The organism is Microvirga sp. P4_G7 (genome assembly GCF_056401005.1).
The window spans coordinates 1-17664 of sequence record NZ_JBFUKD010000021.1; the positions used below are offsets into that span (position 1 = coordinate 1).

The 17664-nt window shown below is 63.3% G+C and carries 24 protein-coding genes and 1 pseudogene; 17 read left to right on the forward strand and 8 right to left on the reverse strand.

Features of this window, described 5'->3' with window-relative positions:
* A pseudogene (locus AC1DT3_RS02750) lies at nucleotides 1-221 on the reverse strand (signal recognition particle-docking protein FtsY); the annotation flags it as partial.
* A 54-nt stretch (nucleotides 222-275) separates the two neighbouring features.
* On the opposite strand from AC1DT3_RS02750, the gene AC1DT3_RS02755 reads away from it, so the two are divergent.
* Nucleotides 276-956 (forward strand): RluA family pseudouridine synthase, encoded by a 681-nt coding sequence (locus tag AC1DT3_RS02755; protein WP_477463707.1) that lies wholly within the window; start codon nucleotides 276-278, stop codon nucleotides 954-956.
* A gap of 38 nt (nucleotides 957-994) precedes the next feature.
* Complete coding sequence (locus tag AC1DT3_RS02760) at nucleotides 995-1423, forward strand: type II toxin-antitoxin system PemK/MazF family toxin (protein WP_477463708.1); 429 nt, start codon at nucleotides 995-997, stop codon at nucleotides 1421-1423.
* 102 nt (nucleotides 1424-1525) lie between these two features.
* On the opposite strand, the gene mtaB is transcribed toward AC1DT3_RS02760, so the two are convergent.
* Together mtaB and dapF are read right to left on the reverse strand one after the other, a co-directional pair.
* Nucleotides 1526-2779, reverse strand: coding sequence for a tRNA (N(6)-L-threonylcarbamoyladenosine(37)-C(2))-methylthiotransferase MtaB (mtaB, locus tag AC1DT3_RS02765; protein WP_477463709.1), 1254 nt, complete (start codon nucleotides 2777-2779; stop codon nucleotides 1526-1528).
* Nucleotides 2779-3675, reverse strand: coding sequence for a diaminopimelate epimerase (gene dapF, locus AC1DT3_RS02770; protein ID WP_477463710.1), 897 nt, complete (start codon nucleotides 3673-3675; stop codon nucleotides 2779-2781). The genes mtaB and dapF overlap by 1 nt, the downstream gene beginning before the upstream one ends.
* Before the next feature lie 773 nt (nucleotides 3676-4448).
* Between dapF and AC1DT3_RS02775 the strand changes: the two genes are divergently transcribed.
* Nucleotides 4449-4910, forward strand: a complete 462-nt coding sequence (locus AC1DT3_RS02775; protein ID WP_477463712.1) for a GyrI-like domain-containing protein — start codon at nucleotides 4449-4451, stop codon at nucleotides 4908-4910.
* Here AC1DT3_RS02775 and AC1DT3_RS02780 read toward each other — a convergent pair.
* Nucleotides 4907-5926 carry an MBL fold metallo-hydrolase gene (locus tag AC1DT3_RS02780; protein WP_477463713.1) on the reverse strand — a complete coding sequence of 340 codons (1020 nt, stop codon included), beginning with the start codon at nucleotides 5924-5926 and terminating at the stop codon, nucleotides 4907-4909. The genes AC1DT3_RS02775 and AC1DT3_RS02780 overlap by 4 nt on opposite strands.
* Nucleotides 5927-5938: 12 nt before the next feature.
* Nucleotides 5939-6268 (reverse strand): helix-turn-helix domain-containing protein, encoded by a 330-nt coding sequence (locus AC1DT3_RS02785; RefSeq protein ID WP_477463714.1) that lies wholly within the window; start codon nucleotides 6266-6268, stop codon nucleotides 5939-5941.
* A 72-nt stretch (nucleotides 6269-6340) separates the two neighbouring features.
* Here AC1DT3_RS02785 and AC1DT3_RS02790 point away from each other — a divergent pair, with 72 nt between their 5' ends.
* The 12 genes from AC1DT3_RS02790 to AC1DT3_RS02845 all read left to right on the forward strand — a co-directional run bounded on the left by AC1DT3_RS02790 (nucleotide 6341) and on the right by AC1DT3_RS02845 (nucleotide 13996).
* A complete protein-coding gene (locus tag AC1DT3_RS02790; protein WP_477463715.1) occupies nucleotides 6341-6622 on the forward strand; it encodes a hypothetical protein in 282 nt (93 codons plus the stop codon).
* 118 nt (nucleotides 6623-6740) lie between these two features.
* Entirely contained in the window at nucleotides 6741-6995 is a 255-nt protein-coding gene (locus AC1DT3_RS02795) for a type II toxin-antitoxin system prevent-host-death family antitoxin (RefSeq protein ID WP_169850320.1), read from the forward strand.
* On the forward strand, nucleotides 6992-7264 hold the full coding sequence (locus AC1DT3_RS02800) for a Txe/YoeB family addiction module toxin (protein WP_477463716.1): 273 nt from the start codon (nucleotides 6992-6994) through the stop codon (nucleotides 7262-7264). The genes AC1DT3_RS02795 and AC1DT3_RS02800 overlap by 4 nt, the downstream gene beginning before the upstream one ends.
* A gap of 228 nt (nucleotides 7265-7492) precedes the next feature.
* Nucleotides 7493-7705, forward strand: coding sequence for a glutathione S-transferase (locus tag AC1DT3_RS02805; protein WP_477463730.1), 213 nt, complete (start codon nucleotides 7493-7495; stop codon nucleotides 7703-7705).
* Between the two features lie 3 nt (nucleotides 7706-7708).
* Nucleotides 7709-9277 carry a signal recognition particle protein gene (gene ffh / locus AC1DT3_RS02810; protein ID WP_477463717.1) on the forward strand — a complete coding sequence of 523 codons (1569 nt, stop codon included), beginning with the start codon at nucleotides 7709-7711 and terminating at the stop codon, nucleotides 9275-9277.
* Between the two features lie 157 nt (nucleotides 9278-9434).
* Nucleotides 9435-9800: a 30S ribosomal protein S16 gene (rpsP, locus tag AC1DT3_RS02815; RefSeq protein ID WP_477463718.1), complete on the forward strand. Its 366-nt coding sequence runs from the start codon at nucleotides 9435-9437 to the stop codon at nucleotides 9798-9800.
* 6 nt (nucleotides 9801-9806) lie between these two features.
* Nucleotides 9807-10445 carry a ribosome maturation factor RimM gene (rimM, locus tag AC1DT3_RS02820; protein ID WP_477463719.1) on the forward strand — a complete coding sequence of 213 codons (639 nt, stop codon included), beginning with the start codon at nucleotides 9807-9809 and terminating at the stop codon, nucleotides 10443-10445.
* Nucleotides 10442-11125: a tRNA (guanosine(37)-N1)-methyltransferase TrmD gene (gene trmD, locus AC1DT3_RS02825; RefSeq protein WP_477463720.1), complete on the forward strand. Its 684-nt coding sequence runs from the start codon at nucleotides 10442-10444 to the stop codon at nucleotides 11123-11125. Before rimM ends, trmD begins: the two co-directional genes overlap by 4 nt.
* A gap of 159 nt (nucleotides 11126-11284) precedes the next feature.
* The gene (gene rplS, locus AC1DT3_RS02830; protein ID WP_477463721.1) at nucleotides 11285-11668 is read left to right on the forward strand and encodes a 50S ribosomal protein L19; all 384 of its coding nucleotides are present in this window, start codon (nucleotides 11285-11287) and stop codon (nucleotides 11666-11668) included.
* Between the two features lie 231 nt (nucleotides 11669-11899).
* Nucleotides 11900-13306 carry a 3-isopropylmalate dehydratase large subunit gene (gene leuC / locus AC1DT3_RS02835; protein ID WP_477463722.1) on the forward strand — a complete coding sequence of 469 codons (1407 nt, stop codon included), beginning with the start codon at nucleotides 11900-11902 and terminating at the stop codon, nucleotides 13304-13306.
* 1 nt (nucleotide 13307) lies between these two features.
* Nucleotides 13308-13571, forward strand: a complete 264-nt coding sequence (locus AC1DT3_RS02840; RefSeq protein WP_477463723.1) for a hypothetical protein — start codon at nucleotides 13308-13310, stop codon at nucleotides 13569-13571.
* Nucleotides 13572-13576: 5 nt separating this feature from the next.
* The gene (locus AC1DT3_RS02845) at nucleotides 13577-13996 is read left to right on the forward strand and encodes a metallopeptidase family protein (RefSeq protein WP_477463724.1); all 420 of its coding nucleotides are present in this window, start codon (nucleotides 13577-13579) and stop codon (nucleotides 13994-13996) included.
* A 54-nt stretch (nucleotides 13997-14050) separates the two neighbouring features.
* Here AC1DT3_RS02845 and AC1DT3_RS02850 read toward each other — a convergent pair whose 3' ends face one another.
* The 3 genes from AC1DT3_RS02850 to AC1DT3_RS02860 all read right to left on the reverse strand — a co-directional run bounded on the left by AC1DT3_RS02850 (nucleotide 14051) and on the right by AC1DT3_RS02860 (nucleotide 15292).
* Nucleotides 14051-14473: a hypothetical protein gene (locus AC1DT3_RS02850; RefSeq protein ID WP_477463725.1), complete on the reverse strand. Its 423-nt coding sequence runs from the start codon at nucleotides 14471-14473 to the stop codon at nucleotides 14051-14053.
* Between the two features lie 98 nt (nucleotides 14474-14571).
* Nucleotides 14572-15123, reverse strand: coding sequence for a disulfide bond formation protein B (locus AC1DT3_RS02855; RefSeq protein WP_477463726.1), 552 nt, complete (start codon nucleotides 15121-15123; stop codon nucleotides 14572-14574).
* Nucleotides 15124-15133: 10 nt separating this feature from the next.
* The gene (locus AC1DT3_RS02860) at nucleotides 15134-15292 is read right to left on the reverse strand and encodes a DUF5993 family protein (protein ID WP_477463727.1); all 159 of its coding nucleotides are present in this window, start codon (nucleotides 15290-15292) and stop codon (nucleotides 15134-15136) included.
* A 201-nt stretch (nucleotides 15293-15493) separates the two neighbouring features.
* Between AC1DT3_RS02860 and leuD the strand changes: the two genes are divergently transcribed.
* Nucleotides 15494-16096 carry a 3-isopropylmalate dehydratase small subunit gene (gene leuD / locus AC1DT3_RS02865; protein ID WP_477463728.1) on the forward strand — a complete coding sequence of 201 codons (603 nt, stop codon included), beginning with the start codon at nucleotides 15494-15496 and terminating at the stop codon, nucleotides 16094-16096.
* A gap of 129 nt (nucleotides 16097-16225) precedes the next feature.
* Entirely contained in the window at nucleotides 16226-17416 is a 1191-nt protein-coding gene (locus AC1DT3_RS02870; protein WP_477463729.1) for a lytic murein transglycosylase, read from the forward strand.
* Nucleotides 17417-17664: the final 248 nt, after the last annotated feature.

Here is a 17664-nt window from a genome sequence, read left to right on the forward strand (position 1 = left end):
GCGCCCAACAATTCCGGTGGCAGATCCTCGACCGAAGGAAGTTCGTCGAAGCCTGTCACCGGCGGTTCCGGCAAAGGTCGCGACATCGGCTCGGAGGCCGGAGCCTCGGGGCTCTGATCCTGAGCGCTCTCGCTCTCCGGGCTTTGGGTTTCCGGCGGTTGCTCCTGGCGTCCGAAGAGACGGGACAGGAAACCGGRCTTGTCGGGCTTCGTCTCGGCCATGGGGTTCCTTTACGCCTCTTGCTTTGCTCGCCGAGCCTCGATAGCCGAGGCATCATGAATGCGGAAGAGATAGTGTCTCGTCTCCTGTATCGCGATGCCCTGATGCTCGTGATCGACAAACCTGCGGGGCTRCCGGTGCATCCGGGCCCGAAGGGAGGCGAGACTTTGTTCCACCACCTGGACGCCTTGCGCTTCGGGCTGCCGCGCCGTCCTGAAGCGGCGCATCGCCTCGACAAGGATACCTCCGGTTGCCTCGTGCTCGGTCGCCATGCCAAGGCCCTGGCGCGATTGGGCGACCTGTTCAAGCGCAGTGCCATCGACAAGGTCTATTGGGCCGTCGTCGAAGGAACGCCCGCGGAGGACGCAGGCGAGATCGATCTCCCCCTCGCCAGAAAATCGCCGGATCGCGGCTGGTGGATGAAGGTCGATCCGAAGGGTCAGCCATCGCAGACGACCTGGCGGGTCCTGGGTCGGGGCGAGGGCCTCTCCCTCCTCGAACTGCGCCCGATCACCGGCCGCACCCATCAATTGCGCGTCCATTGTGCCGCATCGGGATGGCCGATCCTGGGCGATCCGATCTATGGCTCGGCTCCGCGTTTCGACGGACCGGGCCTCCATCTCCACGCCCGCGCCATCACCGTGCCGCTCTATCCCAAGAAACCCGCGATCACGGTGGAAGCGCCGGTGCCGGCGCATATGCGGGAGAAACTGAGTAGCTTGGCCACGGCGAGCTAGATATATGTAATAATATGTCTCTCAGTTTGGACCGACCAATGCCCCTTCAGTTCGCTGTATCGCCAGGCGTTGTTCTTCTCTGTGACTACTCAACGGGTTTCAAGCCGCCGGAAATGGTGAAGCGCAGGCCCGCGATCGTGGTCTCCCCGCGTCTCCCCCACCGCGATTATCTGTGCGCGGTCGTCCCATTGAGCGGGACACCCCCGCAGTGGAAAGTCGATTATCAACGGAGGATTACGCTGGAGCAGGCATTGCCGCCGCCCTTCGATGAGGCGAATTGGTGGGTGAAAGCGGATATGGTCTCGACGGTCAGTTTCGCACGTTTGGATCTCTTTCGAACCAAGCGAGATCAATCGGGGAAGAGGAAGTACCTCCAACCGAAAGTGTCACACGCTGTATTGGAGCAAATTCAAGAGGCCATTCTCTTTGGTCTCGGTCTCGGACACTTGCGAAACACAAGCTCTTGATTCATATAGATTGTGTTCGCTCGCGGCTGTGCCGTTGAGCCTCAAGACCGGTAGCGATATCGGCGAACCCCGCAACGGCGACAACAAGCCTTGCGGGGTTTTCTACGCCGCCAGCAGATCGCGACCGTCGTGGCCTTTGACGGTGATGTCGCGGATATCGCCCGCAGGCACCGGTTCAGCGAAGCGCACGAGCGTGAATCCTTCCGTGCGGCCGACTTGTCCTCGTTCGGTAAGCACGCGACGGCGCGTACCGACTTCCGTCTCCAGATGCCGCAGAAGCGCCGCTTCACCCTTCGCCCGAAGTCGCTTGGCGCGCTCTTTCACCACCTCGCGGGCCACCGGCGGCATGCGCGCGGCGGGTGTGCCGGGGCGGGGGGAGAACGGGAAGACGTGGAGATGCGTCAGGCCGCATTCGTCGACGATGGCGAGCGAGCGCGAAAACATCGCCTCGGTTTCGGTCGGAAATCCGGTGATGATGTCGGCTCCGAACACCACATCGGGGCGTAAAGCGCGCACCTGTTCGCAGAAGCGGATCGCGTCGTCCCGCAGATGCCGGCGCTTCATGCGCTTCAGGATCATGTCGTCGCCCGCTTGCAGCGACAGATGCAGATGCGGCATCAGGCGCGATTCGTTGGCGAACGCGTCGAGGAGGTCGTCGTCCGCCTCGACCGAATCGATCGACGAGATCCGCAACCGTTCGAGTTCCGGCACATGGCGCAGAAGGCTTTTGACGAGGGTGCCGAGTTTGGGCGCGCCAGGAAGATCGGAACCGTAGCTGGTGATGTCGACGCCGGTGAGGACGACTTCGCGCGATCCGTGTTCGACGAGGGTGCGCACCTGGTCGACGACGGCACCCATGGGGACGGAGCGCGACTGGCCGCGGCCGTAGGGAATGATGCAGAAGGTGCACCGATGATCGCAGCCGTTCTGCACCTGAACGAAGGAGCGCGTATGACCGCGCATGCCGTCGATGAGATGGAGCGCGGTTTCCTTGACGGCCATGATGTCGTCGACCAGCACGCGTTCACTCGCGCCGACGCCGAAATCGCGCACGAAGCGCCAGCTCTCTTCCTTCATCTTCTCGGCATTGCCGAGAACCTGCGCCACTTCCGGCATGGCCGCGAAGGTCTCCGGCTCGACCTGCGCCGCGCAGCCGGTGACGATGATGCGTGCATCGGGTTTTTCGCGCGCGATGCGGCGGATCGATTGCCGCGCCTGCCGCGTCGCTTCGCCGGTGACGGCGCATGTATTGACGATCACGACATCCGACAGGCCCGCCGCTTCCGCGTGGCGCTGCATCGTCTCGGATTCGACGATGTTGAGGCGGCAACCGAAGGTGACGACCTCGACGGTCATCAGGCCGCGATCCCGGCGAACAGCGTTGGCGCAAATTGCCCTTCGTGTTCGAGTTCGGTCGGGCCCGTCATCAACACGTGACCGTCACTCTCGCGCCATTCGATCACGAGATCGCCGCCCGGCAACGTGACGGTCGCCTTGCGGCCGGTCAGATCTTTGCGCGCGGCGGCGACGAGAACGGCGCACGCTGCGGAGCCGCAGGCGCGGGTCAACCCGGCGCCGCGCTCCCAGACGTGCAGAAGGATCCGCGCGGGATCGATGATCTGCGCCAGGGACACATTCGTTCGCTCGGGAAAACGCGGATCGCACTCGATTTGCGGCCCGATCGTCGAAAGATCGTAGGCGCCGGCATCCTTCACCCAGAACACCACATGCGGGTTGCCCATGCTGAGCGCCGACGGATCGTTCAGGCTCGGCATGCCTGCGACGTCCAAGCGGAACGGGATGGTGCGGGTGTCGGGAACCTCGTCCCGCAGCGGGATTTCGCTCCAGGCGAATCGAGGTGGGCCCATATCCACCGTGAAAAATGTCTCGGAAACACGGCGTACCGGCAACAGGCCGGCCTTCGTTTCGAGGGTGAGATCGTCCCCCGACCGGCTCTTTGTTCGGCGCATGACGGGATCGTTCAGCATGGCGAAGGCGACACAGCGCGTGCCGTTGCCGCAGGCGCCCGATTGCGAGCCGTCCGTGTTGTAGATGCGCATGAAGGCGTCGGTGCCCGGCGTCCGCGGATCGTGCAGCACCATCAACTGGTCGAACGTCGACAGGGGATCCCCGGCAATGGCGCGCGCCTCCGCAGCACTGACGCGCAGGGACGTGTCGCGCAGATCGAGCACGGTGATCTCGTTGCCGAGACCGTTCATCTTCAGAAAGCGGGCATTCGCGAGACGAGTCATGGGCGTTATATGGCTCAATGCCGCGAAAAGTGCGAGTCGTCAGGGGGGCCTGTCGTCAGGAAGGATGGCGCGTCCCTAAAAGAAAAAAAGGCCGCTGTTTCCAGCGGCCCGAAGTTTAGGGAGGAAACGCCCAAGAAGGGCATACGACAGACGACGCCAATCGCCATGTCGCAATGCACAAATAGGCCCTGCTCAAACATGCGGCAAGCGCAAAAGGACAGCATCGCTGCCCAATTTTTCGGCAACGATGTTTCGTGGCTCTTTGAGGGGAGGCGACGATAGGAGACCTCGCGGGCGTTTCGGAGACCTTCTATGGTGGACTCTGTCACACTCATTGATTCGCCAGGTCGACTTCCATGCGGCACCTTTCCGGCCTTCTCTGCCTTGCTCTCGCATTCGGCCCCGCCGTCAGCTTCGCGCAAACTCCGCCCCCCGTGGTGAGTTCGCCGGTGGCAGCTCCGGCCGCCGCGCCCGCGACGCCGGCACCCGTCGAGGCGCAAGCTGCGTCGCCTAATTCTTCCTCAACGACCGCTCCCACACCTGCGCCAAACCCAGTGCCAAACCCAGTGCCAGCTGCCCAGGCAACACCTCCAGCGCAGCCTGTTGCGCCAGCGCCGACCCCTGTTGCGCCGGCCGAGCCGGCTCAGGCAGCGCCTGTCTCGCCCACCCAACCGCCCATCCAACCGCCCATCCAACCGCCTGCCCAAGCTCCGTCGCCTACCGCAGACGCATCGCGTTCCACGCTGGCGCCTGGTCTCGCCGATCCGACCGATGTGCAGGAGGTCGAACTCAGCGCCAAACCAGCGGCTATTCTCTCCGGAACGAGCACCTGGGACGACGCCTTCGAGACGCTGAAATCGACCTTCAAGACCATCGAGGACGAGCTGGCGAAGGCCGGGATGCGGCCGGCGGGACGGCCGGTGACGATCTTCGTCCACACGGACGACAACGGGTTCAAGTTCGATGCGATGATCCCGGTCTCCGAGGTGCCGAACGGCAAGACCGAGCTGACGCCGACGATCAAGTTCGGCAAGACGCCCGACGGCAAAGCCTACCGGTTCCTGCACAAGGAGGCCTACGAGGAGATCGACGGCACCTACGAGACCATCACCGCCTATCTCGACGCGAAGGACATCGTCGCCAAGGACGCGTTCATCGAGGAGTACGTGTCCGACCTCACCGACGCCAACGACGTCAATCTCACGGTCAACATCTACGTGCAGCCCAAAAACTAACGGTCGCCGAAGAACAAGCGATCGTCCCAAACCTCGCCGGGTCGCAGCGCCTGGAACCGCTCGTGCGGGACGCCGGCGTCCGCCAAGGCCTGCATCAAGGCGGTCGGAGGCGCCTCGATGGCCTCGTCGGTGAGCTGAAACGTACCCCAATGGTGGCCGAGCGCCTGCTCAGCGCCGAGGATCTGCATTGCGGCGACGGCCTCGGCGGGATTCATGTGCTGGGGCTGCATGAACCAGCGGGGCTCGTAGGCCCCAATGGGCAGCATCGCCACGCGGGGGGCGCCGAACCGTTCGCGTAGCTGCGCAAAAAGGGCGCCGTCGCGAAAGCCCGTATCACCCACGTGGTAGACAATTCCTCGCGGCGTGGTGAGCGCGTAGGCACACCAAAGCGCCATGCGCCGGTCCTTGAGGCCTCGTGCGGACCAATGGTTGCTCGGCTCGAAATGGGCGGTTACGCCCATACCCAGATCAACCACATCGCCCCAATCGCCGGTCTCGACCGGGATGTCCTTGTGGCGTGCCCGGATGATCGCGTCGTTGCCGAGGGGCGCGACGATACGCGGCCGGTCCCGCAGCCACAGGCGGGCGAGGGTCTTCAAATCGAGATGGTCGTAGTGGTTGTGGGTCACCAGCACCACGTCGATCGGCGGCAGATCGTCGAACGCGATCCCCGGCCGATTGACGCGCTTCGGACCGGCGAAGGCCAACGGACTCGCACGCTCCGCGAAGACGGGATCGATCAAGAGATTGAGCCCCGCCACCTGGATCAAGAACGAGGCGTGCCCAATCAACGCGACGCGCAGATGATCCACCCGTGCAGGGGGCTTATCCTGAAACGGGCTGGGGAATGACGCCGGCCAAATCTCGCGCCGACGCTCCTGCCGCCAGCGCCAGAGATCCTTCAGCGTCTTGTCGCCGGGATGCCCGGGCGAAAAGAACCGCACGCCGTCGAAATGATCCGAGGGTGGGCCCTGGTAATAGCGGTTATGTGGTTGGGAGTTGACGCGCCGGATCAAGAAAGTCCCACTCTATTTGCGCCGTAGGGCCACGACTGCCTCGGCTTGGGCGACAAAGACTTCGAGATCGTCATCCGGCAGAAGATCCGCAGCTGCCTTGATCCGATCCATCAGGCGTTTTCGTTTCGATGGCCGTGCCGACCCGCCTTCCTTCAGAAGCAAGTCTGGGGTCGTTTGTAGCGTCTCAGCAATGCGCACCAGTAGCGCCAAGCTGGGCTCGTTGCGCCCGTTGACGTAGTGCCCGTACCGGCGCTCCTCGAGGCCGAGGCGCCGCGCGACTTCGGCATGGGGCAGGCCCAGCTCCTCCGTGCGCTTTCTCAGATTGGCGACGAATGTATCCATCGGAACAAAATGTTCCTGACAGGGTCGTCTTCGCCACGTATGTTTAGTTCGTATTATAAGGAACTAATTATAGTGTATTTGACAGAAGACAATGCGGTGGCGATCGCCGCATTTGTCGGGATTCTGCCTGCTGCCATCGCGCTTGTCGTGTCCATTTGGGAGGGCTGCGTCCTCCCTCGGCTGATTCCCGAGGCCCGGATCCGTGAGGGAGCCGATGAATTCGTCGCCAAGTATGGTTTCGAGGCGTCGTGGTGGGCTTTTGTCGAAGAGGATGCGGCATGGAGAAGGTCGCAACCCCGCGAGCAAGGCTATTGGCGTAGGATCCGCCAGCGCCTTGAAAAGCAAGGCTTCTAGAGCGCCTAACCCCCTACGTTGTCGCCGGACAAGCCGGGTGATGACGCCATGCCACGGCCTTGCGTCTCGCCTTGCCTCTCGTTATGTACAGACTTATGCACACACAAGGAGCGCCCTCATGTCGCCAGTCACCTTCACCGACCTGCGCAACAACCTGGCGACGCACCTCGATCGGGTCGAAGCCGATCGCACCGAACTTGTCGTGACCCGACAGAACCACGAACCCGTCGTCATCGTGACCCTGGCCGAATGGGAAGGAATGAAGGAGACGCTTCATCTGCTCGGCACACCCGCCAACGCCGAACATCTCCTGGCCTCGATCGATGAGTTGACGTCCAAAGGCGGAACCGAGAAGAAGCTGATCGAGCGGTGAGGATCACATTTTCGAGCCGCACTTGGGACGATTATCAGTTCTGGCTGCACGAGGATCGTGGAACGCTCGGACGGATCAATGAACTCATCAAGGACGCGCGACGCAATCCCTTCGGGGGGATAGGCAAGCCAGAGCCGTTGCGAGGTGAATTGTCGGGATGGTGGTCGCGTCGGATCACGCTGGAGCACCGATTGGTCTATCGCGTCACAGGCAACGGTGAAGGCCAAACGCTCGAAATCGCGGCCTGTCGATTCCATTATTCAAAGTGACGGGGACCCCATTCCCTCGCTTACGCTCGCTAAGGAATTCGATAGTCGTCACCCCCCTTTTCTTGACTCCGCAACCATTTCCCCTTAATCGACCTCCGTAAATCTGTAGAGCGAGCCCTTGAGCCGCCGACCAGCCCTGTGAGGCTGGAGGTCAACGTCCGACAGCGCGATGCGCCCTCGGGCGCTCTTGGTCTTTGGGTTTTGCTCGCCGAGAACGCGCAAGGAACGATGACGAACGAGACGTTGCGAATCGAGGATGCGGTCAACGAGACCTGCCCGTGGTCGGGAAAGCCGATCGCGGCGGACTCGCTCGCTCTTTATCGCGGTGCCGTCGTCGGCTTCTGCAATCCGGGCTGCCGCGACAAATTCGAGACGGCGATCCGTCATTTCGAGGATGCGCTGCAGGCGCGCCGGGCCGATTCAGCCCAGAACAGCGAGTGATCCATGTTCGACGGCCTTTCCGATAAACTCTCTTCCATTCTCAACGGCCTCACGCGTCGCGGCGCGCTGACGGAAGACGACGTCAACGCGGCCTTGCGCGAAGTCAGACGCGCGCTTCTCGAGGCGGATGTCGCCCTCGAAGTCGTGCGCTCCTTCACGGACAAGGTGCGCGCGCGCGCCGTTGGTGCGGAAGTCGTCAAATCGGTCTCGCCCGGCCAGCAAGTGGTGAAGATCGTCCACGACCAGCTCGTGGAGATGCTGGGCGCGGATGCGGAGGTCATCGATCTCAACGCCGCAGCGCCGGTCGCCATTCTGATGGTCGGTCTGCAGGGGTCGGGCAAGACSACGACYWCGGCCAAGATCGCCAAGCGTTTGACCGATCGCGACAAGCGCAGGGTGCTGCTCGCCTCCCTCGATACGCGCCGTCCGGCCGCGATGGAGCAATTGGCTGTGCTCGGCAAGCAGGTCGGCGTCGACACGCTGCCGATCGTCGCCGGCCAATCCGCCGTGCAGATCGCCAAGCGCGCCATGGAAGCAGCGCGCCTCGGCGGTTTCGACGTGGTGATGCTCGATACCGCCGGGCGTGTCACGGTCGATGAAGGGCTGATGCTCGAAGCGGCCGAAGTGAAGGCCGCGACCGATCCGCACGAAGTGCTGCTCGTCGCCGACGCGCTCACCGGTCAGGACGCGGTCAACACCGCGCGCGCCTTCGATGCGCGCCTCGGCGTCACCGGCATCGTGTTGACCCGGATGGACGGCGATGCCCGCGGCGGCGCTGCGTTGTCCATGCGCGCGGTCACCGGAAAGCCGATCAAGCTCATCGGTACCGGCGAAAAGGTCGATGCGCTCGAGGAGTTTCATCCCTCGCGCGTCGCCAACCGCATCCTSGGCATGGGCGACATCGTCTCSCTSGTCGARAAGGCSGCGGARAAYATCGATCACGAGAAGGCCCAGCGCATCGCCGAGAAGATGCGCAAGGGCAAGTTCGATCTCGAGGATCTGCGCGATCAATTGAGCCAGATGGAAAAGATCGGCGGTATCGGCGGCATGCTCGGCATGTTGCCCGGCATCGGCAAGATGAAGGCGCAGCTCGAAAACGCCAATCTCGACGACCGCGTGATCAAGCGTCAGCGGGCCATCATCGATTCGATGACCGCCAAGGAACGTCGCAATCCCGACCTGCTCAAGGCCTCGCGCAAGAAGCGCATCGCGGCGGGTTCCGGCACGAAGGTCGAGGACGTCAACAAGCTTCTGAAAATGCACCGCCAGATGGCCGATGTCATGAAGATGATGGGCGGCGGCAAGGGCAAGGGCATGGCCGGCGCGCTCGGCAAGATGTTCGGGCTCGGCGGCGGCATGGGCGGCGGTATGGGGGGAATGCCTCAGCCGACGCCGGAACAGATCGAACAGATGCAAAGGCAGATGGGTGGCGCAGGCGGCGGACTTCCGCCGATGCCGCCCGGCCTCGGCAAGGGCGGTCCGGGATTGCCGGGATTGCCTGGCCTGGGTGGCCCGAAGATTCCGGGTCTTCCAGGGCTCGGTGGCTTCCCCTTCGGAGGCAAGAAGAAATGACGATTTGAATGCCCGTCTTCCCGGGGCCGCGTGAGCGGAGCCCGAGGCCATAACCTCTGCTGTCCTCGAACGGGCACGGCCAGTGGTGATGGTTCCCGCCTTCGCGGGAATGACGGAATAGCCTTAAACGACGGACACAATCGAACAGGAGTTTCCCATGTCCCTCAAAATCCGCCTGACCCGTGGTGGCGCCAAGAAGCGTCCTTACTACCGCATCGTGATCGCCGATTCGCGCTCCCCGCGCGATGGCCGTTTCATCGAGAAGGTCGGCACTTATGACCCGATGAAGCCGAAGGACGACGCCGGCCGCATCACGCTCGACATCGAGAAGATCAAGGGCTGGCTCGCCAAGGGCGCGCAGCCGACCGATCGCGTCCTGCGCTTTCTCGACAATGCCGGCCTGTTGAAGCGCGCCCCGCGCAACAACCCGGAAAAGGCAGTTCCGGGCAAGAAGGCCCAGGAGCGCGCCGACGCGAAGGCCGCTGCGAGCGCTGCTCCGGCCTCCGAAGGCGAGGCGGCGTAAGGCGTCGTGACGAAGGAGCGTTTTGACGAGCGCTCCCCTGCCTCTCTCCCCCTCGCGGGGAGGGAGCGCAAAGTTGCGTCGGGCGAGGACCTCGTCCTCGTCGGCGAATTCGGCCGCGCCCACGGTCTCAAAGGCGAGGTGCGGCTGAAATCCCATACCGCCGATCCGCAGGCGATCGGCGAATACGGCCCGCTCATCACCGAGAGCGGGCGAACGCTTGTTCTCAAAAATCTGCGCCGCGCCCCTGGTCCGGCACCCGACATGCTGATCGGGCAGGTCGATGGCGTCACGTCGCGGGAAGCGGCGGAAGCCCTCAATCGCGTAAAGCTCCACGTCCCGCGGAACCGACTTTCGGCAGCCGAGGACGAAGACGAGTTTCTTCTCGCGGATCTCATAGGATCGACCGCCGTGAGCGAAGCCGGCGAGACGATCGGCACGGTCGTCGCCGTACCCAATTTCGGCGGCGGTGATCTGGTGGAAATTGYGCCCGCTCACAAAGGCCCGACCGCGCTCCTCGCCTTCACCAAGGCGTTCGTGCCGCACGTCGACATTGCGGCGAAGCGCATCGTCGTCGCGGCCCCAGATGATTTCTTCGAGCCGGCGAAACCGACGCCGGAGGATATCGCATCGGAGGATATCGCGTGACTTTCGACGCGACGATCCTGACGCTCTATCCGGATATGTTTCCCGGCCCGCTCGGCGTGTCGCTCTCGGGCGACGCGCTTTTGCGTGGGCTATGGTCCCTCTCCGCCAAGAACATCCGCGATCACGGCATCGGGCGTCACAAGAACGTCGACGACACGCCGGCGGGTGGTGGCGTCGGCATGGTGCTCCGGTGCGATGTGCTGTCCGCCGCGATCGATGCGGCCGTGCCGTCTGACGATCCCCGTCCCAAGCTCCTGATGTCGCCGCGGGGAAGGCCGCTCACGCAAGGCCGCGTCCGCGAACTGGCGGCCGGTCCCGGAATCGTCGTCGTCTGCGGCCGGTTCGAAGGCGTCGACGAGCGGGTCATCGCGGGCAGGGGTCTCGAAGAGGTCTCCATCGGGGATTATGTGCTCTCCGGCGGCGAGATCGCCGCCATGGTGCTCCTCGACGCGTGCGTGCGCCTTCTTCCCGGCGTGATGGGCAAGGAAGCCTCGGGAACCGAGGAGAGCTTCGAGAGCAACCGTCTCGAATACCCGCATTTCACGCGGCCGCGTGAATGGGAGGGCCGGGCGATCCCCGACGTCCTGCTCGGCGGCAACCATGCCGTGATCGAGAAGTGGCGGCGGGCCGAAGCGGAGCGTATCACGCGGGAGCGGCGGCCGGATCTGTTGGACGGGTAGCAATAGGGGTGCGTAGCGAGTCGTTCGACCGCGCTGCGATCCCCTCCACCCTCGACAACCCTTCGAAACTCTTGTATAGCCGCCCGCAATTCACAACAGGACGCCGAAATCCAGCGGGCTTCGAGATCGCTCGAGACCACGCAACGGCAGGAGTTTAAAATGAACATCATTCAGACGCTCGAAAAAGAGCAGATCGAACGCCTCGGCAAGACGATTCCCGATTTTCAGCCCGGTGACACGGTCATCGTGAACGTGAAGGTCAAGGAAGGCGAGCGCTCCCGCGTGCAGGCCTATGAAGGCGTGTGCATCGCCCGCTCGGGCGGCGGCATCCAGGAGAGCTTCACGGTTCGCAAGATTTCCTACGGCGAAGGCGTCGAGCGCGTATTCCCGGTCTATTCGCCGATGATCGACTCGATCAAGGTCGTCCGTCGCGGTGCGGTCCGCCGCGCCAAGCTTTATTACCTCCGCGACCGTCGTGGTAAGTCGGCTCGTATCGCCGAGCGCACCGACCGTCAGGACAAGCCTGTCGCCGCCGCCGAATAATCATTCGGCTCGCATCACCAGGATGTGACAAAGCGCGGTCTCGGCCGCGCTTTTTTGTTGTCTGGTCTCGCGTCGCTGCTGTCTTGGCGCAAGTTCATTGCGCGCAACAAAGCCGAGCCATGCGAAACTTTCAATCCGCTGCGCCCACGAGACACCTTTTCGCACGGGCGCAGTTTCGCTAAACACCTGCGAACACCATGTTCCGTTTATAGAACCGTTGGACGAGTTGAGATGGCCAAGCTCCGCACCCTGTACGACAAGATCTGGGACGACCACGTCGTCGATCAGCAGCCCGACGGGACGTGCCTTCTCTACATCGACCGCCATCTCGTCCACGAAGTGACGAGCCCGCAGGCGTTTGAAGGCCTGCGCCTGACCGGCCGCAAGGTGCGCCAGCCGCAGAAAACCCTCGCCGTCGTCGATCACAACGTGCCGACCACCGATCGCTCGCAGGGCATCGCGGATCCTGAATCCGCCACCCAGGTCGCGACCTTGGCCGAGAACGCTCGCGAATTCGGCGTCGAGTATTTCAACGAGCTCGATAGCCGCCAGGGCATCGTGCACGTGRTCGGCCCCGAGCAGGGCTTCACGCTGCCGGGCATGACCATCGTTTGCGGCGACAGCCATACCTCGACGCATGGCGCCTTCGGCTCGCTCGCTCATGGTATCGGAACGTCCGAAGTCGAGCACGTGCTCGCCACGCAGACGCTGATCCAGAAGAAAGCCAAGAATTTCCGCGTCACCGTCGACGGGCAATTGCCCCCGGGCGTGACCGCGAAGGACATCATTCTCTCCATCATCGGCGAAACCGGGACCGCCGGCGGCACCGGCCACGTGATGGAATATGCGGGCGATGCCATCCGCGCCTTGTCGATGGAAGGCCGCATGACGGTCTGCAACATGGCCATCGAAGGCGGCGCTCGCGCGGGCATGATCGCGCCCGACGAAAAGACCTACGCCTACCTGAAGGATCGCCCGAAATCGCCGAAGGGCGAGGCGTGGGACGCGGCCGTTCGCTATTGGGATACGCTACGCACCGACGAGGGCGCGCATTTCGACACCGAGATCAAGCTCGATGCCGCGCGCCTGCCACCGATCGTCACCTGGGGCACCTCGCCCGAAGACGTGATCTCGGTCGCCGGCGCCGTGCCGAATCCGGACGATATCCCGGAAGAGAACAAGCGCATCTCCAAGTGGCGCGCGCTCGACTACATGGGTCTGAAGCCCGGCACCAAAATCACCGACATCACCCTCGATCGCGTCTTCATCGGTTCGTGCACCAACGGCCGCATCGAGGATCTGCGCGCCGTCGCCAAGATCGTCGAAGGCAAGACCGTGCATGAGGCCGTCAACGCCATGATCGTGCCTGGCTCCGGCATCGTGAAGATGCAGGCGGAAGCCGAAGGTCTCGACAAGATCTTCAAGGCCGCCGGCTTCGATTGGCGCGAGCCCGGATGCTCCATGTGCCTCGCCATGAATGCCGACCGCCTGTCGCCGCAGGAGCGCTGCGCCTCCACTTCGAACCGCAACTTCGAGGGCCGCCAGGGCTTCAAGGGCCGCACGCATCTCGTCTCCCCAGCGATGGCGGCGGCGGCGGCGATCGCGGGACGGTTTGTGGATATACGCCAATGGGCTTGATGTGACGGAGACGCCGCAGGAAAGGGAATCCCGCGAGGCGCTGGAACGCGTCGCGCGCGATTCGGAAACGCTCGGCTCGTCGTCCATGTCGCGCGTCGGGCGGCGGCTGCAGGATCACTTCTCCGCCAAGGATGCCGTCGGCGACGCCGAGGGCGGCGGCACCGATCCGATTGAAGTGTGGGGCCGTCGCATCGGTCGCTCGCTGTCCGTCGTCGGCTTCGTCCTGCTGAGCCTCTGGCTCGCCTTTCAATTGGGCTTTCTCTGACATCCATGAACGACTGGTCGAAAAGTCTCGCTCCGACGCTGGACGACATGGAGGCGCTCGCGCATGCGGCGTTCTTGCGCCTGCCGGAGGAATTTCGCGCGCTCTGCGACGGCGTCGTCATTCGCGTCGAGGATTTTCCGGACGAAGAGACCGAACGCGAAATGCAATGCGAAAGTCCCTTCGACCTGTTGGGTTTGTTTCGCGGCATTGGTCTCGCTCAAGGGCAGGCGACATTGCAGACCGGACAATTCCCCAACATGGTCTGGCTCTACCGTCGGCCCATTCTCGATTACTGGGCCGAGCACGAGGAGACCCTCGGCGATCTCGTCACGCACGTGCTCGTCCATGAGATAGGCCACCATTTCGGCCTCTCCGACGACGACATGGAAGCGATCGAAGCGGCKACGAAGGACGAGGCCGCGTGAATTGGCGTATTCACGACCGCGGTCACCCGTCCGCACGATGAGGACGTGCTGCACCTACGGCGCTTTCGTCCCGGCTTTGAAACGCGATCCGAAAGCCTGCTCGAAATTCAAGTTGCCGAACACGAATTGGCCGCGCAATCCGTTGTCGAGTTGAGCGATGGCGGTGCCGGATAGGCGGTCGAACTGGATCGCCGCGACCACCTCGCCGCGGCGGCCATTCGAGCACGTGATCGGGATCACCATGCTCGCGCCGGCATTGAGCGCATTGTAAGAACCCTCGCAGCGGAACCGTCGGGGAACTTGCACCCACAAGGTGCCTTGGCCGTCGGCGCGCGTCGTGGCTTCGCCGGCCGCCGCCCATCCGTTCGACAATTGGCCCAGGATCGGGACACTGACCGTGCCCGAATGGCATCCGCCGATGAGCGCTCCAACGGCAATGGCCACACACAATCCGCGCACCGCGAAAGACCAGTTCATGAACACGTCCCATATCGATGTCGAAACACTATATCGATATAGTGAGTGGTCAAGCAACGCTCGAAACGGTCACCCGCGCAAATTGAGGCGTGAAACGCCTATTTCAGTGGCAGCATGAGGTATTGCGTCGGGTTGTCCGGACAGACGTTCCAGCCGCATTCGAGGAAGACGTTGGCGATGTTGGCGAGGGTGACCAGGATCACCAGCCAAACGGCCAGGCGCGCGAAGGCAGGAGGGAAACCGGGGCCGTCGTTGGTGTCGAACTGCCGGTCGAAGAGCATCACGAGAGTGATCAGGACGATGGCCGCGACGAAGCCCAGAAATGCCCACGTATAGTAATGATAGCCCAGGATCGCCGAGCCGTAGCCGGGATCGCCGGGCATGATGTGGAGAAGGATCTGGCGCATCGCGATGCCGGCGCCGGCGATGGCGGCGATCAGCGAAACCGCATAATGGCTCGGTCTGGGCCCGAAGCGGATGTTGAGGATCGGACCGATGGCAAGAGCCGCGAACGCCACCCGTTGCAGCAGGCAGAGCGGGCAGGGCAGTTCGTGGAGCAGGAACTGCGCCGCGAAGGCGGCGATCAGAAGCGCCGCGATGGCGTACAACCCGATTGCATTGAGCGTGACGGCCTGGCGAGGGGACAGCATCTGTGCGTCCTTAAAACGACAACGGAAGCACGTCGGTGGCGTGGTGCAGATAATCCGCCGCCATCAGCACCACCGTCACGCCGAAAAACACCAGCGCGATCTGTCGATGGCCAAACCAGGCGATGAGCATGGTCAGGAAGAGCAGGCAGAACAAGACGCCTTGATCCATGGGACACTCCGCTGCGGCAGCCGGGATCTAGCACATCTCGCCCTAGGAACGCATCCCTCCCGCGCGTAGAAAACAAAGCCGCGACGTCGATCGCTCTAGGCGCTGCGGCGCGGCTTTGCTAAGAGCAGGCGACGGACGGATCCGGAACCCTTCGGGATTTCGACGATCCGAGGGTTTCGACGATTCTGGGATTTGACGATCATGGACAAGTTCACTGTTCTCGAGAGCGTCGCGGCGCCGCTGAAGATCATCAATATCGATACCGATATGATCATTCCGAAGCAGTACCTGAAGACGATCAAGCGCACCGGGCTCGGCACCGGCCTCTTTTCCGAAATGCGCTATCTCGACGACGGTTCGCCGAATCCCGATTTCGTGCTCAATCAACCGGCCTACAAGGACGCCAAGATTTTGGTGGCGGGCGATAATTTCGGCTGCGGCTCGTCGCGTGAGCATGCACCGTGGGCCTTGCTCGATTTCGGTATCCGCTGCGTGATCTCCACGAGCTTCGCCGATATCTTTTACAACAACTGCTTCAAGAACGGCATTCTGCCGATCACCGTCAGCCCCGAGGATCTGGAAAAGCTGTTCGACGACGCAGATCGCGGCGCCAATGCGACGCTTACGGTCGACCTGGAAGCGCAGGAAATCCGTGGCCCCGACGGCGGCACGGTGCACTTCGACCTCGACCCGTTCCGCAAACACTGCCTCCTCAACGGCCTCGACGATATCGGCCTGACGATGGAAAAGGCTTCCTCGATCGACACCTTCGAAAAGAAGCTGGCCGACCGCGCCTGGGCCTGAACGGGCGCACTCAGCGGGATGTCATCACCGGCCCTTGTGCCGGTGACCCGGCCATGACAGGCGTGAGATAAGGCACCCTCCACGCCCCGGTTTCCTTATATTAACCAAAATGCCCGTACATTCCGGAGCATGATTCGTTTCATCGCTGCTCCCCTCATCATCGTCGGTGGCCTTGTGGCCGCGACGTCCGCGTCYGCTCAGGCGGATTTCCGCTYTTGCCTGTCGAACCTGCGCAGTCAGGCCGCGGCGAAGGGCATCTCCGGTCAGGCTTTCGACGCGGCGACACAGGGCATTGCGCCCGACATGCCGATCCTCGATCTGATGAACAATCAACCCGAGTTCAAGACGGCGATCTGGGACTATCTCGCCGCCCTCGTCGATGACGAGCGCGTGCAGGACGGCACAGCCGCCATGGGCCGCGCGGCCCAAGCACTCGCGGCGGCGGAAGCGCGGTACGGCGTCGACCGCTATGTCATCGCCGGCGTCTGGGGCGTCGAGTCCAATTTCGGCAAGGATATCGGCGGCCGCCCGCTGGTACAGTCCCTGTCGACGCTCGCCTGCTACGCCCCGCGCCGCCGGGAGTATTTTACCGGTGAGTTGATGGCGACGCTCAAGATCGTGCAGGACGGGGACATCGATCCCGCCAACCTGCGCGGCTCCTGGGCCGGCGCCTTCGGTCACACGCAGTTCATGCCGTCGACCTTCCAGCGACTCGCCGTCGACGGGGACGGCGACGGGCATCGCGATATCATGACGTCGGTGCCGGATGCTGTGGCCTCGACCGCGAACTTCCTCAAGAAAGCGGGATGGGTCAACGGCCTGCCGTGGGGTTATGAGGTGCGTCTGCCGGCTGGGTTCAGCGCCGGCCTCGCGGGACGAAAGTCGAAACGTCCGCTCGCGTCCTGGGCCGCCATGGGCGTTACCCGAATCGACGGACGTCCGCTTTCCGGCAACTATCCTGCCGCCGTCATCGTGCCGGCGGGTGTGGATGGCCCCGCGTTCATCGTCACGAAGAATTTCGATGCGGTCTATTCCTACAACGCCGCTGAATCCTACGGGCTCGCCATTGCGCTTCTGGGCGACCGGCTGAAAGGCCTGTCCGGGATTCGCGCTGCGTGGCCCACCGACGATCCGCCCTTGTCGCGCGCGCAGCGCCGCGAATTGCAGCGACTGCTCACCGCGCGCGGTTTCGATGTCGGCGAGCCGGACGGCAAGATCGGCCAGAAAACCCGCGACGCGATCAAGGAAGTCGAGCGCCAGATTGGGCTCGAACCGCGCGGCCGGCCGGGCGGCAAGGTGCTGCAAGCGCTCAAGGGTTGATTTGACCGCGCCGCTTCCTTTCTGACGCTTGCCAAAGCCACGCTATCGCGCCTAAACCCTCTCTCGTCCTGGCCGGGCCCGTCCGGGCCACCAACGTCTTTGCCACGCTTCGATGGCGTGGAACGACATCACGCTCCGGCCCTCCTGCCGGCATGACGGTTCACGCGAACGAGGTTTTTCCCCATGGCAACGCACAAGCTTCTCCTTCTTCCCGGCGACGGCATCGGTCCGGAGGTGATGAAAGAGGT